Annotated in this window: 15 protein-coding genes and 1 riboswitch; all 15 genes read right to left on the reverse strand. The window is 69.2% G+C overall.

Annotated elements, in window-relative coordinates; all coding sequences use genetic code 11:
- Window positions 1-10 precede the first annotated feature (10 nt).
- Entirely contained in the window at window positions 11-1,216 is a 1,206-nt protein-coding gene (locus tag G6N19_RS20615; RefSeq protein ID WP_013828840.1) for a PPE family protein, read from the reverse strand.
- 433 nt (window positions 1,217-1,649) lie between these two features.
- Window positions 1,650-1,835, reverse strand: a riboswitch (M-box (ykoK) riboswitch).
- Between the two features lie 125 nt (window positions 1,836-1,960).
- Window positions 1,961-3,319, reverse strand: coding sequence for a PPE family protein (locus G6N19_RS21660; RefSeq protein WP_013828839.1), 1,359 nt, complete (start codon window positions 3,317-3,319; stop codon window positions 1,961-1,963).
- Window positions 3,320-3,324: 5 nt separating this feature from the next.
- The gene (locus tag G6N19_RS20625; protein WP_193465525.1) at window positions 3,325-4,641 is read right to left on the reverse strand and encodes a PPE family protein; all 1,317 of its coding nucleotides are present in this window, start codon (window positions 4,639-4,641) and stop codon (window positions 3,325-3,327) included.
- Window positions 4,642-4,645: 4 nt separating this feature from the next.
- Entirely contained in the window at window positions 4,646-5,869 is a 1,224-nt protein-coding gene (locus G6N19_RS20630; protein ID WP_193465526.1) for a PPE family protein, read from the reverse strand.
- An 83-nt stretch (window positions 5,870-5,952) separates the two neighbouring features.
- Window positions 5,953-6,237 (reverse strand): WXG100 family type VII secretion target, encoded by a 285-nt coding sequence (locus G6N19_RS20635; protein WP_013827941.1) that lies wholly within the window; start codon window positions 6,235-6,237, stop codon window positions 5,953-5,955.
- Window positions 6,238-6,257: 20 nt separating this feature from the next.
- Complete coding sequence (locus tag G6N19_RS20640) at window positions 6,258-6,554, reverse strand: WXG100 family type VII secretion target (protein ID WP_013827942.1); 297 nt, start codon at window positions 6,552-6,554, stop codon at window positions 6,258-6,260.
- Between the two features lie 51 nt (window positions 6,555-6,605).
- A complete protein-coding gene (locus G6N19_RS20645; protein ID WP_013828836.1) occupies window positions 6,606-6,905 on the reverse strand; it encodes a PE family protein in 300 nt (99 codons plus the stop codon).
- A gap of 361 nt (window positions 6,906-7,266) precedes the next feature.
- The gene (gene eccA / locus G6N19_RS20650) at window positions 7,267-9,099 is read right to left on the reverse strand and encodes a type VII secretion AAA-ATPase EccA (RefSeq protein WP_013828835.1); all 1,833 of its coding nucleotides are present in this window, start codon (window positions 9,097-9,099) and stop codon (window positions 7,267-7,269) included.
- Window positions 9,096-10,265 carry a type VII secretion protein EccE gene (gene eccE / locus G6N19_RS20655; RefSeq protein WP_041317813.1) on the reverse strand — a complete coding sequence of 390 codons (1,170 nt, stop codon included), beginning with the start codon at window positions 10,263-10,265 and terminating at the stop codon, window positions 9,096-9,098. The genes eccA and eccE overlap by 4 nt, the downstream gene beginning before the upstream one ends.
- Entirely contained in the window at window positions 10,262-12,079 is a 1,818-nt protein-coding gene (locus G6N19_RS20660; protein WP_041317810.1) for a S8 family serine peptidase, read from the reverse strand. Before G6N19_RS20660 ends, eccE begins: the two co-directional genes overlap by 4 nt.
- Window positions 12,057-13,571, reverse strand: a complete 1,515-nt coding sequence (gene eccD, locus G6N19_RS20665; RefSeq protein WP_013828832.1) for a type VII secretion integral membrane protein EccD — start codon at window positions 13,569-13,571, stop codon at window positions 12,057-12,059. Before eccD ends, G6N19_RS20660 begins: the two co-directional genes overlap by 23 nt.
- A 173-nt stretch (window positions 13,572-13,744) precedes the next feature.
- Window positions 13,745-14,644 (reverse strand): ESX secretion-associated protein EspG, encoded by a 900-nt coding sequence (locus G6N19_RS20670; RefSeq protein WP_013828831.1) that lies wholly within the window; start codon window positions 14,642-14,644, stop codon window positions 13,745-13,747.
- Between the two features lie 144 nt (window positions 14,645-14,788).
- A complete protein-coding gene (locus tag G6N19_RS20675) occupies window positions 14,789-15,073 on the reverse strand; it encodes a WXG100 family type VII secretion target (RefSeq protein ID WP_013827941.1) in 285 nt (94 codons plus the stop codon).
- Window positions 15,074-15,087: 14 nt separating this feature from the next.
- Window positions 15,088-15,384 (reverse strand): WXG100 family type VII secretion target, encoded by a 297-nt coding sequence (locus tag G6N19_RS20680; protein ID WP_013827942.1) that lies wholly within the window; start codon window positions 15,382-15,384, stop codon window positions 15,088-15,090.
- 93 nt (window positions 15,385-15,477) lie between these two features.
- Window positions 15,478-15,777 carry a PE family protein gene (locus G6N19_RS20685; protein ID WP_193465527.1) on the reverse strand — a complete coding sequence of 100 codons (300 nt, stop codon included), beginning with the start codon at window positions 15,775-15,777 and terminating at the stop codon, window positions 15,478-15,480.
- Window positions 15,778-15,866: the final 89 nt, after the last annotated feature.

The raw sequence follows: 15,866 nt of genomic DNA on the forward strand, positions 1-15,866 counted from the left end.
GATGTCACAGCTATCCGGCGACCACCGGCCGAGCCATGACCGTCGGCTTGAAGCCGTACCGCGGCGCGGCGAATCCGTAGTTGCGGCCCTGCCCGGCGCCGGCCAGCGGCACGCCCGGCATACCGGCCGCGCCGGCCTCCGGCGCGTGTGCGGCAACGGTCCAGCCGGTGGCGGCCACGGCGCTGCCGGGAGCTGCGGTAGCCGGGATGGACGCCGCCCACGACTGCGGCACCGACAGCGCGCCGACCGTGGACGCCTGCCCCATTGTCGCCGAGGCAGTGCCCAGACCCCCCAATCCGGCGCCCAGGCCGTGCATTCCGTGGCCGAGTCCGCCGCCCAGCCCGAGCCCGCCGAGCATCGGCGTGAACGGGTCGATGGCGCCCAAGCCCAGCGGGTCACCCGCGGCGATGGCAGCACCACGCACCACCGCCATGTCGGCGGCGAAGTTGGAGATCCCGGCCGCGCCCATCGGGCTGAACGAGCTGCTCATCAAGTTGGTCATCGCGTTGCTCAGGTCACCCGTGCTGATCCCCTCGCCCCCCGTGACCGGCGGCTGCACCGGCGCGGCGAGGGTCTGCAGCGTCTGCGGCGTGTTGGTAATCGCTTGCGACAGTGTGGATTGCGCATTCGACGAGGCCGCGTTACCAGCGGCCTGGGCAACCGCGGCCTGCTGGACCGCCTGCGACGACGGGTCGGCGACCTCGTGCGGTGAGTTGAACGGCGTCACCTTGGTGGCCACCGCCGACGACGCCGCGTAGCCGTACATCGCCGCAGCGTCCTGGGCCCACATCTGGCCGTAACGCGCCTCCGTCGCGGCGATCGCCCCGGTGTTCTGGCCCAGGACGTTGGTGGCCACCAGGGTCGCGAGCTGTGAGCGGTTGGCGACGACCAGCGGCGGCGCCACCGTCATCGCGTACGCCGCGTCGAACGCCGCGGCTGCCGCCTTCGCCTGGGCGGCAGCCTGTTCCGCCCGGACCGCGGTGGTGCCCATCCACGCCGCGTAGGGCGCGGCCGCGGCGGCCATCGCGTTGGAGGCCGGCCCCATCCAGCCCTCGCTGATGAGCCCGTTGATGACCGACTGGTAGGCGGCCTCGGCCGAAGCGAGTTCGGCGGCCAACTTGTCCCACGCCGCCGCGGCGGCCATCAGCGGTCCCGAGCCGGGGCCGGTGTAGATACGAGCCGAGTTGAATTCCGGCGGGAATGCTCCGAAGTCCATGGCATTGCTCCTAATTGACTGGTGGTTGAGAGAGTCTGGTGTTGCGCGGGTGTGCAGGCACGTCGATATCCCGATACGCGTTGCGTCCGCAGCTGGCCGGAGGCACGAATCGGGTTAGCCGGTCATGGCGACATACCGGAGCCGGGCGCGTCGACGAAATCGCTGCTCGACGGAAAGTTCGAGCTGACAAGCATTTTCGCCGACATGCCGAAGCCTGACGTGTTCCGCTGACGGAAGCACGCCAGATGACGAATTCAGCGCCGGTGCGAATCAGATGGTGAAAGCAGTACCGAGATCGAGCGAGACGAACATCGATCTCGGATAGGAACTATCACTCGGACTCAATGTCGCTCTCACCTCCTCTCGGCCTGGGCACGCGCGGGTGCCTGCACGTATGCACACAGAGGTGGGGACGCCCGGCGACAGCCGGACTTTCGCACCCCTCTCGTCAGAGCTTCGGCACTGCACGGCGTGTCCTGCCTGCGCATGCAACGCAGGTCCGGAAGCCACTTGGGCTCAACCCTTAATCCGGGAGGAGCTGTCCTGACCCGGGGCGTCTTTCGACGTTCGGGGTCAGTGGCCTATATCCGTGCAGACGCCTCACCTAACGAGGTGCTTGCCTCACCATAATGCACCAGCTAACTGGCAGGGTCAATCAGACACCGCGCGACGGCAGCGGCTCGCGGGCCAATAGTCCGCTTCGGTGGCCAAATCGCCTGCTGTCGGGCAGAAATCGCACGGGCTTCAGCCGGGCTGCCGACCCGGCCCGGCGTTATTCTGCCCGTCGGGATTGACGTGCACCGCATGCACGCCGGGTTGCTCGGCGAGTTCCTCGAGCAGGCTGTCGAGGCGACTGGGGTCAACGTGCCAGTGCTGCACATCGGTGGTGCCGGCCAACTCGGTGACCAGGCGTTCCAGTCGGCTCTGCGCGTGGCCGTTCATCGCGGCGGCGGGGCGGCTTCGCGGTGCGGCGCCGGTGAGCGCCCGCGCGGCCAGGCTCGCCAGCGCGATGTCGCCGAAGACCCCCGTGGGGATCTGCGCTCCGGCGACCGCAGCGGCCGGCGCTGCCGCCGCGGCGGCGCCGGGCAACGCCGCTGCGGCCATCTTGGCCACCGGGGCGGTCGTCACCCAGTTCGGCGGAACGCTGAGCCGGCCGATCCTGCCCGGGCCGCCGGCACCGGCCGATACCGGCCCGGCGCCGACCGGTTGCGGCAGTTCCGTTGCGACCAACGACGTTGCGCCGGAGCCGAATCCGGCTTGCCCGCCGGTTGCCGCGGCGATGTCCAGGTCGATGTTGAGATTACGGGAGTACTGGACCATGCCGTAAAGCACGGTCTTGATCGCGGCGTTGAACGGCACGATGCTCTTCGGCAGCACCTCGATGTAGGAAGCGATCTGGGCCAGTGACAGCGCCGTGGTGGTCTGCGCCGGCTGCGTCGAGGCTGCCGCAACCGCCGCCGCCGGAGCAAGCCCGTTCAGCGCCTGAGGAATGGCGGTGATCAACCGCGACAGCTCAGCGTGCCCGCTGGCGGCGGTGGCAGCGGCGACCGCCGCCGCCTGCCCACCCTGCCGCGCGGGGTCGGTGGTGGGCGGTGGTTCGGCGAACGGGGTCAATGCGGTCGCGGCGGCCGACTTGGCGGCATAGCTGTACATCGCCAGCGCGTCCTGGACCCACAGTTGCGCGTACTCGACGTCGAGCGACGCGATCGCCGCGCTGTTCTGCCCGAGCACATTCGACGCGACGAGCGTCGCCTGCGCGCTGCGGTTCGCCGCGATCATCGGCGGTGGCGCGACGGCGGCGAAGGCTTCGTCGAAGGCCGCCGCGGCCGCGGTGGCCCGGGCGGCAGCCTGCTCGGCCAGGGCTGCGGTGGAGTCGAGCCAAGCCAGGTAGGGTGCCACGGCGGCGGCCATCGACTCCGACGCCGGCCCCAGCCACCACTGGCCGGTCAAGCCCGATAGCACCGATCGGTAAACCCCGGCAGCCGAACCGGTTTCGGCGGCCAGCCGCGCCCACGCGGCCGCGGCGGCCAGCATCGGCCCGGAGCCCGGGCCGGCATACAGCCGTCCGGAGTTGACCTCCGGCGGCAGCGCGGCAAAATCCATTCCCCTCACCTCCGGCCCCGTGGCGACCCGGTGTCCGGCGGAACCTGCGCCTCGGTGTCGAAGTAGATCTCGTGGACCCCGGGCTGTCCGGCCACCTCGCCCAGCAGACTCTTGAGCCCGCCCGGCTCGACGTGCCAGTGCCGCACCTCTCCCGCCTCGGTGAACCGGTCGCCGATCCGCTCGCCCTGCGCGCCCGCCCGCTTGGCACGGCTTCGCCGACCGGCCCGCCCGGCCGTCATCGCGGCGGCAGCCATGCCCGCACCGTGTCCTTCCGGTGCCGCTGCGGCGGCGGCCGGTGCCGCGGTGGGTACCGCCGCTGTCGTCGTGGCCTCCGGCACCGACTCGGCCCAGGCCGGCGGGACCGCGAGTTTGCCGACCACGCCTGCGTTCCCGGCGCTCGCGGCCACCGCCGGCCGCACTCCGCCGCCCGATTCAACGACACCCAACGCCGTTGTGCCCGAACCGAACCCGGCCCGTCCGCCGGTGGCCTGTGAGATGTCCAGATCGGTGTTGAGGTTGCGCGCATACTGCCCCATGCCGTAGAGCACCGAGATGTTGGTGTCGTTGGCGGGCAGGACCGTGCGGGCCAGTGTCTCAAGGTAGGAGGCGCCCTGCGACACCGGGTCGGTGCTCTGCGCCGAACCCAGCACGTCGACCGGTGCGGCCTGCGTGCCGCCGGACCCGGAGAGTCCGCGCAACGCCTGCGGTATCGCGTTGAGCAGTTGGGACAGTTGGTTGTGCACACCGCCCGTGTCGGCCGGTGTGACCGCAGCGTTCTGTCCGCCCGATGGGCCGGCCACCACCGTTGGCGGCGAGGTGAACGGCTGCACCGCCGTCGCGGCTGCGGAGCGCGCGGCGTAGCCGTACATCACCATGGCGTCCTGCAGCCACATCTGTCCGTACTCGGCCTCCATGGCCGCGATCGCCGTCGCGTTCTGTCCGAGCACATCGGAGGCGACCAAAGCCGCCAACAGGCTGCGGTTCGCGGCGATCACAGGCGGCGGCACGATTGCTGCGAACGCCTGCTCGAAATCGCTCACCGCCTGCATCAGCCGGCTCGCGGTCTGCTCCGCCACCGCCGTGGTTGCGGTGAGCCAGTTCACGTAGGGTGCCGTCGCCGCCGCCATCGCCTGCGACGCGGGACCGAACCACGCCTGCCCGGTGAGTTCGGCGATCACGGCCTGATAGGCCGAGGCCACCGCACCGAGCTCCCCGGCCAGTCCCCGCCATGCGCCGGCCGCTGCCAACATCGGCCCGGCGCCCGGGCCGGCATACATCCGCGCAGAGTTGGTCTCCGGCGGCAGCGCCCCGAAGTCCGGCATCGCTCTAGTCCTCCGCCGAAGGCGGAATCACGATGATGGTCGCCTTGCTCGGTTTACCGGGCTTGCCGGCCGCCGCCCGGCCGGTGACTCCGCCGGGCCCGCGCCCGCCGGCCCCGGCGGCGGTGAGACTCATGGCGCGGCCAGCCAGCCCGCCCAGTGCCAGGTCGCCGGCCAGCCCGCTCTCGCTCTCCGCGGCAACGGCCGCGACGGCTTCCGGACCGGCCTCGGGGAAGACCGCGGCCACGGCCTTGGCGGTCGGCGTCTGGGCGAGCCATCCCTGCGGCACCGACAGCCGCCCGATAGAGCCGCTGTTGGCCGACCCGGCCGACACCGCCGGCATCGGGGCCCCGGCCAGCCGCGCCCCGGCCAGCGCCTGCGCAGGCAACGGCTGCTCGAGCCAGGGTTTGGGTCCCATCGCCCGGTTGACAGACGAGACCACGTTCGCGCCGTTCATCGGCAGCAGCACGCACTGGATCGCCAGCAGGTAGGGGATCCCACCGATGCCGAACAGCGAGATCGGCGACAGCGGACCGGCCAGGAAATCGAGGATCGCCGTCGGTTCGGCCTGTGCCGTGCCCGATACCGCCATGCCCTGTAAGGCCTGCGGCACCAGCGAGATCAGCTGGGTCAACGACGACTGGGTCTGGGCACCGGTTCCGGCCGCCGCCTGGCCGGCTGCAGCCGACTGTGCCTGTAGGCCGGCAGGATTGGTGGTCTGGGGCGGCTGCGCGAACGGAGCCAGCGTGGTGGCGTTGGCCGACGCACCGGCGTAGCCGTACATCGCGGCGGCATCCTGGGCCCACATCGCGGCGTATTCCAACTCGGCCGCCGCGATCGCCGCGGTGTTCTGGCCCAGGATGTTGGTGGCGATCAGCGACAGCAGCAGGCTACGGTTCGCCTCGATCAGTGGTGGCGGCACCGTCGCGATGAACGCCGCGTCATAGGCGGCGGCCGCCGCCCGGGCCTGGGCGGAGGACTGTGCCGCCTGCGCAGCAGTGCTGCCCATCCAACCCGAATAGGGCTGGGCGGCCGCCGCCATCGCAGCCGCCGTCGGACCGGACCAGACTTGGGCGAGGCTGGTGACTACCGAGTTGTACGACGACGCGGTCGAACTCAACTCGGCGGCCAGTGCGTCCCATGCTGCGGCTGCCGCCAGCAACGGCCCGGATCCGGGACCTGCATACATTCGCCCCGAGTTGATCTCCGGGGGCAACGCTCCGAAATCCATGCCCTACCACCTCTGGTCGATCGGCCGCGGCGCGGATTTCCGCTCAGTTGGTGACGGCGCAGCGCCCCGGGGGCTCGGGTCGGTCAGGCCCAGCTGGAGCCCACCGAGGCGTCGGTGTTGGCCATGTTGTTGCCGGCGGTCTGCACCTTCTGACCGTGGGCGTTGGCCTGCTCGTAGATCACCGCGAAATTGCGGCCCAACTGCGCCACGAACTCCTGGCAGGCCACCGAACCGGCGCCACCCCAGAAATCCCCGGCCGCCAACACGTCATGCACGATCGCCTGGTGCTCGGCCTCCAACGAGGCAGCCTGAGCACGGATCAACGCACCGTGGGCATTCACATCACCGAACTGGTAATTGATCGACATAGTTGCTCTCCTTGGCCCTTCTAGCTCGACAGGATCTGCTGGGAAGCAGCTTCCTGCTGCTCGTAGTGGTTGGCGTCACGGATCAACCCATCGCGCACCCCGTGCAGCATGTTCACGATGTTGCGAAACGCCGTCTGCATCTGACCCATGGTGTCCATCGAGGTCCGCTCGGCCAGACCACCCCACCCCGCACCGGAGATGTTGGTCGACGACGCCCACATCCGGCGCGCCTCATCCTCCACCGTCTGCGCGTGAACGTCGAAACGCCCCGCCATCGCCCGCATCGCATCCGGGTCGGTCATAAAACGAGTTGCCATGAAAATCTCTCCTAGGTTTGTGAAAAAATTTGTGGCACAGCGGCAGTGGACTTATCCGGCCGATGCGGCGTTGGCCGCCTCGGTCGCCGCATACGAATTGGCGCTGCTGTTCAGCGTGGCCACGAACGCCTGGTGGATGGCTTCCGCCTGAGCGCTGATGGACTGGTACATGCTGGCGTGGGCGGCGAACTGGGCCGCGGTCAGCGCCGAGACCTCGTCCGCGGCAGCCGGAACGACGCCCGTGGTGGGCGTTGCCGCCGCGGCGTTCTGGGCGCTCAGGGCCGACCCGATGGCGGCCAGATTGCCTGCGGCCGCGGTCAGGGCCTCCGGTTGGGTGTTCACAAAACTCATCGGGCCTCCTCCGAAAGGTGCCGGCCGCCGAAGGACCGGCGTTCACCGGGTGCGTCGAGCGTGCACCCGCTGACAACGTTAGGCGTCATCGCGGAGTGGGGCTCACTACAACACGGTTCAAGGACAGTTCAGAAATCAGATACGGTGCCGAAGGCGGATCGGATCGAAACACTCAGCGACCCCCGATAGGCACAATCACCGGGACACAAGTCTCGTCGTCACCTCCTCACACCGCCGATACCGACGGGCCGGGGTGAGACACCGGCCCCCTTATCTGCGCAATGGTGGCACCGCTGGCACCGGCCGTCAACCCGAACAGGAGGCCTGGCCACTGTGAATCGGCTGGCGGGATGCTGTCGGGTCAGGACGGCTTCTTCTCGGCGACCGCCGCGCTGAGCCCTTCGGCGAGGTCCTCGCGGGTCAATTCCTTGAACTTGTGCAGCCATTCGTCGCTGAATTCGGTGACGTCGCCCGCCAGCACCGCGTCGAGTTCGGAGTCGTCGAGCCGGAAGCTGCGGTGGTCCCGCGCCTTCTCCACCACGTTGCGTACGAATCCGGCGTTGCCCAGCACGTCGATGCCGCGGATCAGATCGCCGTCCTCGGAGTAGTTTTCGTCAGCGTAGAACTTGGTGTAGGACGGCAGCAGCCCCTCGACCGCTTCGTCGGTGACCACGTCCTCGTTCTCGGCGCCCATCATCTTGGTCAGTTCCAGCAGTTCCGGCGGGGTGTAGCTGTAGAACTCGATCACCGTCGAGAACCGTCGCCGCAAGCCCTGGTTCACCTCGAGCATCTTGTCCATGGCGTTGGCGTAGCCGGCTCCGAACACCACCAGCTCGTCGCGGTGGTTCTCCATGTAGAGCAGCAGCGTGTTGATGATCGCATTGCCATAGGCGTCGCCTTGGCTGTAGCCGCGTTCGTGCAAGGTGTGCATCTCATCGAAGAACACCGCGCCGCCGAGCGCACCCTCGAGCAGTTCCTCGGTGTTCTTCTCCGCGTCGGCCATGTAGCGGCCCAGCAGCTTGGAACGGTTGGTCTCGACCACCAGTGGCTTGCGCAGCACCGTCAGACCGCACAGTTGCTTGGTGAAGGCGCGCGCCACCGACGTCTTGCCGGTGCCGGGTGGACCGAGCAACAGCGTGTGGCGGGATGTCACCGGGACGGGCAGTCCCATCTTGGTACGCGCCAGGTTCACCTTGGTGGTCGCCTTGATCAGCTTGATCTCCCGCTTGGCCTGCTCCATGCCGAGCATGGCGGCCAGCTCCGCGTCGCCCTCGGCCAGGTATCTGGCGGCCTCTTCGGCGTGCCGGTGCGCCTCGGCCTGTTCCCGGGTCGGGGCGCTGTCCGGGTCCCACGGATCCGTGCGGGCCTCGATGGTCTCCGGGTCGGTCAGGATCAGCCGGTAGTCCAGGTTGTCCAGGGCCTCGCGGGCAGGCGCGAACTTCGCGTCACGCGAATACACCCGGCGCAGCAACTCAGCGGCCTCGTCTTCACGGCCGAGGTGGCGCATGCACATGCCCTGGGTGTAGAGCGCGACGTTGGTGGCACCGGGCACCCGGTCGCCCTCGATGGCCTCCTGGGCCCGTCGGGTCGCCTCCTCGAACACCCCTAGCGAGGCCAGCGCCGTGGTGGCCATCGCGGCGGCGGCCGCCTTGAGCTCGGGCTGGCGCCACGGCGCCGCCGCCGGGAACTGCTTGAGCACGTCGGGCCAGCGGCCGGTCCGGAAGTACAGCATGCCGCGCACGTAGCCGACCAGCTCCGTTTCGAACGGGTTGCGCGGCTCGATGCCGTCGAGCAGCTTCGCCGCCTCCTCATAGCGCTTGGCTTCGGCCAGCGCGGCGGCGTAGGCGGCGGCCAGCGACTCCACGCTGGTGATCCGCAGCCGCAGGAACATCCCGTCGGAGACCTCGGGATGGAATTCCAAGTCGGACAAGCCCAGTCGGCGCGTCTCCCAGCCGAACGTGCGGACGGTCGCCCAGGCGTTCGCCAACACCTCGATGTCGGAGTCACCGGCCAGCACCCGGGCCAGCCAGGCGTCGCACATGCTCGGGTCGATCGTGGTGGCGGTGGTGAACATCTGCAACGCCACCTGCGGGTTGTGGCTCGGCTGCAGCCCGTTGACCGAGATCCCGGAGGCCAGCATCCCGGCCACCATGGCGTTGCGGGCGTCGGTCGCCGCCGACTGCGGGCTGGTCACGGCCGCGTCCCAGATGCCGGAACGGCGTACTCCTGCAACGCATCCACCGACACGACCAGGTGTTCGCCGTTCTGCAGGTCCCGGCCGGGCACGGGCATGCGTGGATGCGAGGTGGGTGCCGGAAGGCTGGCGCAGACCGCCTCCAGCTGGCGCCGGCCCACGAACCGGTTCAGTGCGGCGCGCACGTTGCGGCCCAGCTTGCCGGCGCTGTGGTACCGCACCAGCACCGATACGCTGGTCGTCCGGCCGCCCCCCGGGGCGAGCCGGACCGTCACCACCGTCGCATCGGTCTCCGGGTACCACAGATGCTCGAGGTTCTCGTCGGTGATATCGGCCGGTGACAGCCAGAAATTGGTGACGTGGCCCTCCGGCCGATTGCGGAACAGCCGGTGCGAAAGTTGTGCGGCCTCCAGTCCCGCCAGCGTGGCCTCGTCGACGTCGTCGAATTCATCGGCGCGCAGCGGTCGCGCACTGATCAGGCGTCCGTCGATCTCCTCGGCCAACCGCTCGGTGGCCGCCGTCAGGGTCGCGGCCAGCGAGTCGCGTGCCGCCACCGCGTTGACGTTGTGCTGCGGGTCCATCCGCAGCACCAGCCAGGTCCGCCGGTGGTCGGGCATCGACGGGGTGTCGTCGAAGTCGACGTCCTCGCTGTCACGGGGCGCACTGCGGGTGCCCACCGAGACGATGTCGATGCTGTCCAATCGCACGTCGAACTGGCGCAACCCGCCGGCGAGCCGCTCCAGTGGGAGGGCCGCCGGCTCCAACCCGCGTCGATGCCGGCCGGTCGCCTGCACCGGCCGACCGCCCACCGCGATCACCGTCACCAATCGGCCCTGGTGCTCGCGCATACCGATCGGCTCCCGCCCGAAGCGGCGGTGATGATCGACTGCCGGAGTGCGGCCGCGGCTCAGTGCCGTCTCCGTGTCGGCGAATTGATCGGCGAACCATGCCGCCCACATCGTGCTGATCGGCACCTGCCGGTAGGTGACCAGCGCGATGATTGCGACCAGCACCGCGACGCCGACGCCCGACCACCATGCGTAGACGGCGACCTGCTCGTCGCCGGGCCACCGGCCGGCCAGCACCAGTATCCCGATGTCGATCAGAAAGACGATGGTCACCCGCGTCCATGACAGGTTCAGACCTACTGCGTGCTGTGCCTTCATCGGTTCCTACGTGATCGTCGCAATGCTGCCACTCCCAGTGCCACACCGGCCGCCGCGACCGCCGCCAACAGCCCGGCCCCGGCGACCCACGCCGGGGTCATGTCGCGTTCCGGCGGCATCGGCGGCACCTGCAGCGGCGCCGACAGCCGTTCCGGCGGTTGGGGCGCAACGTCGGGAACATCCCACGTCAGCGCCGCCACCGGGTCAATGATGCCGTAACCCACCACGTTGTCGACGCCGCGTGCCGGTGGCCGCGCCGTGCGAATCAGCCGGTTGATCACCTGATGCGACGACAATTCCGGGTATTTGGCCCGTACCAGCGCCGCCACGCCGGACACGATCGCCGTCGAGAAACCGGTGCCCGACGGCACCAGCAGTGAGTTCTCCGGGCCGTCGACCGCGTTCATCAGCCCGTCATCGCGCGGCGAGAGGCCCTCGATGTCGGTGCCGGGTGCGGCGATCGACACCCAGGGACCGGCGACGCTCGTCTTGCCCAGTGGCGCTCCTGCCGAATCCACCGCACCGACCGTCAGCACGTACTCGTCGTACCAGGCCGGCGTCACCACGGTGTTGACCCCGTTCCAGTCGCGCGGGTCGTCGGGCCGCATAGCGTTGTAGATCGGGTTCTGCTTGCAGTCGCGCCAACTCGTGTCGCCGGCGGCGGCGACGATCACCGCGTTCTTCTCGACCGCGGCGTAGCGCACCGCTGCGCCCAGATCGGCCTGATCGATGAGGGTGCGCACGTTCATGCAGATGGCGTGGGAGATGTTGATGACCCCGGCGCCCATGTTGGCGGCGTGGACGATCGCTCGCGCCATGGTGCGGATGCCGTCGGTCTTCTCCCGCAGCTGCGGATCCTGCCCGTCGCCGAACGGCTCCTTGGGGCCGAATGCCTGGCTGTTCTGCCGGATCGAGATCAGTTGCACATCGGGGGCCACCCCGCTGAACGCGTCGGGCGCCGGCCCCGGCGGCGGTGGTGCCTTCGGCGCGCGGAAGTCGACCGGGGCGATGCGCGCCCGCCCGGCAGAGCCCGCCGATCGCACGGTTCCGGCGTCGGTGGTGTGGGTGGACGACGCCGCACCATTGGCAGGACCGGGAGCCGGACCGGGAGCGGGTCCCGGAGCCGGAGCCGGCGGCGGGGCGGGCGCAGGCGGGGGGGCCGGCGCGGGATGCTGGGCGGGCGGACCGTTGCCCGGTTCCTCCCCCTCTGCCGGCGGTGGTGGCGGCGCCGGGGGCGGCGGCATCACCATGATCGTCGTCTGCGGCACCGGTGGCGGTGGCGAGGGTTCGTTGGTGGGAACCGACGGCGGTCGCCGGGTCTGGCGTGGCGGCGGCAGCGGGGTCACCCCGTTGTCCGGCAGCGCAGCGATCAGCGACGCCACCAGGGTGCCGTGCGCGTCACAGTCCGACAACCCGTCCCCGCCCGCCATCACGTAGTCGCCGCCACCGATGAGGTTCGGCATCCGCGGGTGGGGAGTCACCCCGGTGTCGATGACCGCGACGCTCACTCCGCCGCCACGGCTGAACTTCCAGGCCTCCGGCAGGTTGAGCATGTCCATGTAGGCCGGCTGCACCCGGAAGTCGGTGTCGGGCAACACGCCGACCTCGGTGCAGTACGAGGTCTGCCGCATCGTCTGCGGCGGCCCGGGCGGACCGTCCGGCGGCAACGCTCCGGGGTCGATGCCGGGCCGTTCGATCGCACCGGCGACCGGCATCCCGGCCAGTGAGCCGCTGGCCATCATGATCATCGCGGCACCGGCCGCCGCGGTGCGCTGCAGCCGACGCACGCCCCTACCGGTACCGGATCGCTTCATAGGTATTCATCAACCACAGCGCCAACGGGAACAACGGCATCAGGCACAGGTATTCGATCCACTCGACGAACTTGCGGAACAGCGGACTGTAGATGGTGTTGGGCACGATCACCGCGGACAACAGCCCGAACATCGGCACCAGTACCAGCACCGCCGCCCCGACCACCAGCGTCGTGGGCGTCCACAGCACCACCACGAAGCGCACCACCACCGCGGCAACGATCACCAGGCCGGTCAGCGTCACCGTGACCGCCTGCCACCGGTCCCGGAAGGAACGGCCTCGCAGCACCAGGAACCCTGCCGTCAGACCGGCCAGCAGCAACGGCAGCCACGATCGGTCCGAGTGCGGGTCGCACAGGCCGGTGACACACACCGCGATCAACACGCCCAGCCCGGTGAGCAGGCCGGTCAGGAAGGATCGTGCCCGCTCGGCGCGCAGCACCACCTCGCGGACCGACTCCGGCCCCTCCAGGGACGGCGCGGCGCCGGGCTTGCTCACCACCGTGGTGGGCAGGTCGGGACGAGCCTCGAACACCCAACGACTCGTCGCCGACGGGAAGACCGGCAGGCGCAGCCCGGCGAGCCACCGCGACAGCGACGGTGCCCACTGGTAGGCGAGCACACAGGCCAGGTACACGCACGCCATGAGGGTCACCGCCCCGGTCAGGAACAGCATCCGCAGGACGCCGGCGAACATCACCGCCGCGCTGATGACGGTGACGGCCGAGTAGGCGGCCAGCTGCCGTCCGGTGAGGCGAATGACCGACAGTGCGGCGATGCCGGCGACGCCGAAGCCCAGCGCAGCCTGCGCCGCGCCGACCTCGCCGGGCACCGCTGCCGCGGCGGCCACAACCAGCGGAACCAGCCCGCTGGACAGCAGCATGTCGCCGGCCCACCGGTCGGAGGCGTTGCGCGCCTGGATCAGGATCAGCGCGGCGGCGATCAGCACCAGTAGCGCCAGCCCCGCACTGAATCCGGCCGTCAGCCAGTTGTCGTGCTGGACGCGCCAAGCGGCGAGCAGTCCGGTCGCCAACAGCACGCCCAGCGCCAGGGTCGACACCCCGACGCGCACCGCGGTCACCGCATTGACCGGGGCGAACCGCTTGGCCAGGTTCACCGATACCGCCGTGGAGATGTGTTCGATGACCGGTGAACGCCGCTCCCGGTCCTCGATGAACCGCAGCCACAGCCGGTCGCCGTCGTAGACGTCCTGTTCGGTCAGCGACTGGTTCGGCCGCAGCGCCGTGCCGTCGACCAGGCACAGCACCCAGCGGCCGCGTCCGTCGGCCTGCAGGGTGGGCTCATCGAGCTCGGCCAGCCGGCCGTTGATCACCTTGAGCAGCGGGTCCAGCATCACCGACACGGGCGCGTCGGCGTCCAGCAGCGTCCCGATCTGGACACCGTCGCCGGCCATGACGCCGACCACCACCGCACGCGGCGCGGACGTCGCGACTTCACCGCCCGGCTGCGGTGCTTCGATCGCCGTGGTCATGGCCGCACCCCCTGATCGACGAATACTGAACCCATAGCTGCCGCCTCGCAATTTGTCATTTCAAAGTCTGTCCAATTCTAAAGGCAATGCATGTTATTCGCACGATTGGCGTTTACCGGCAATTTCCCGGTGCGTCACACGACATTTCGGTGCCGGTAGTCCCGGTGCACCGGTTAGACCCTCCGGTGCGTTTTCCAGGCGCCGTAGGGCAGGGTGTCGAGCACGGTTTTGACACCCACCTGAACCAGTTGCGGGGTGGCCGGGCAGATCGCCAGCCACGCTTCGCCCGATCCGGCGGTGCGCGCCTGCTGATAAAGCGCGATCCGGCCGCCGGATCCGTCTTTGAGCGACAGCACCGACGCGCTCGGGCCCTTGGCGTCATCGCGGTATTGCCGCGCGTACACCGCGGCCTCCGCAGCCGGCTCGGACAGCGCCTGGCCCAGCGCTGCGACGGTGGCAGCGCTGATCCCCATCCGGCGCAGGTCTCCCCCGGTGAAGATGTTGAAGCCGGAGTCCTGCCAGCTCTGAGTCGCCTCGAGCATCTCCTCCATCGGCACGTTGACCGCGGTGATCTGCGCCGGGTCGGCGTGGTGGATGGATTCCATGCCGTCGATCACCAGCGCGGCGATCGAGGCGGCATCGGTCACCGAGACGTCGTCGACGGTGATGTCGGTGCCGACCCGCACCGCCGATACCCAGTGCTCGCCGCGCCGCGCCAGCAGCACGCGGAACTCGTTGTCCGGGATGTCGCGGGTGCCGGGCGGCTGGTCTTCGTCGTCGATGACGCCGTAGCGCAGCTTGCCCAGCGACAGCAGGGCGACCACCTCGAGGTCGGGCGCGGCCAGCACCTTCATCCGGGCGGCGACGGTCTCGTTGACCTGGTCGTCGACGACGATGCCCTGCTCACGCATCACGGCCATGCCGGGATGTTCCGACAGCCAATCGTTCGAATCGGTGGAAACGTAGGGTCGGCAACGCAATTCGGGGGCAACGTGGCGAATATCCAGCAGCGCTTGCAGCAGCCAGAAACCCTCGACGTTGACGGTGATGTCTGTGCGGGTGCTCGGATCCATCACTACCCTCCTCTACCTTTGCCGACGTACTTGGCTATTGGATCACGCTGCGGCGTGGGAACGCCTGCCACCATCCCACCAATTGCAGCACGCGGCAGCACACCGGTGGGTCGGTGTGCTGCCGCGCTGCGGATTGCGGGTCGGTCAGGCCCAGCTGGAGCCGACGGAGGCGTCGGTGTTGGCCATGTTGTTGCCGGCGGTCTGCACCTTCTGACCGTGGGCGTTGGCCTGCTCGTAGATCACCGCGAAATTGCGGCCCAACTGCGCCACGAACTCCTGGCAGGCCACCGAACCGGCGCCACCCCAGAAATCCCCGGCCGCCAACACGTCATGCACGATCGCCTGGTGCTCGGCCTCCAACGAGGCAGCCTGAGCACGGATCAACGCACCGTGGGCATTCACATCACCGAACTGGTAGTTGATGCTCATCTGTGGTTCTCCTTCTAGCTCGACAGGATCTGCTGGGAAGCAGCTTCCTGCTGCTCGTAGTGGTTGGCGTCACGGATCAACCCATCGCGCACCCCGTGCAGCATGTTCACGATGTTGCGAAACGCCGTCTGCATCTGACCCATGGTGTCCATCGAGGTCCGCTCGGCCAGACCACCCCACCCCGCACCGGAGATGTTGGTCGACGACGCCCACATCCGGCGCGCCTCATCCTCCACCGTCTGCGCGTGAACGTCGAAACGCCCCGCCATCGCCCGCATCGCATCCGGGTCGGTCATAAAACGTGTTGCCACTTGTCTCTCCTTGTCTGAAGTTCGTCGGTCGGTTGGTTGACGTCGTTGTCTTAGGTCGCCGGCATGGCCGTCACTCCTGCTCGTTCAATCCGCTCAGCCGGCCGAAGCCGCGTTGGCCGCCTCGGTGGCTGCATAGGAGGTGGCGCTGTTGTTGAGGGTCGCGACGAACATCTCGTGGATCGCCGCGGCCTGAGCGCTCACCTGCTGGTACATCGTCGCGTGGGCGGCGAACTGCGCAGCGGTCAACGCCGAGACCTCGTCGGCGGCGGCCGGGACCACACCGGTGGTCGGGGCCGCAGCAGCGGCGTTCTGCGCGTTGAGCGCTGATCCGATACCGCTCAGGTTCCCCGCAGCGGCGGCGAGCGCCTCCGGTTGCGTGTTCACGAACGACATTGACAATCCTCCTCGGATCGCTGTCAGCAATCTTTCCGCCACAAAGCTTAAAGGCTCGGAAAGGCCGAAACGGCCGATTATGCCTACTG

It is taken from the genome of Mycobacterium novum (genome assembly GCF_010726505.1).
Taxonomy (GTDB): domain Bacteria; phylum Actinomycetota; class Actinomycetes; order Mycobacteriales; family Mycobacteriaceae; genus Mycobacterium; species Mycobacterium algericum.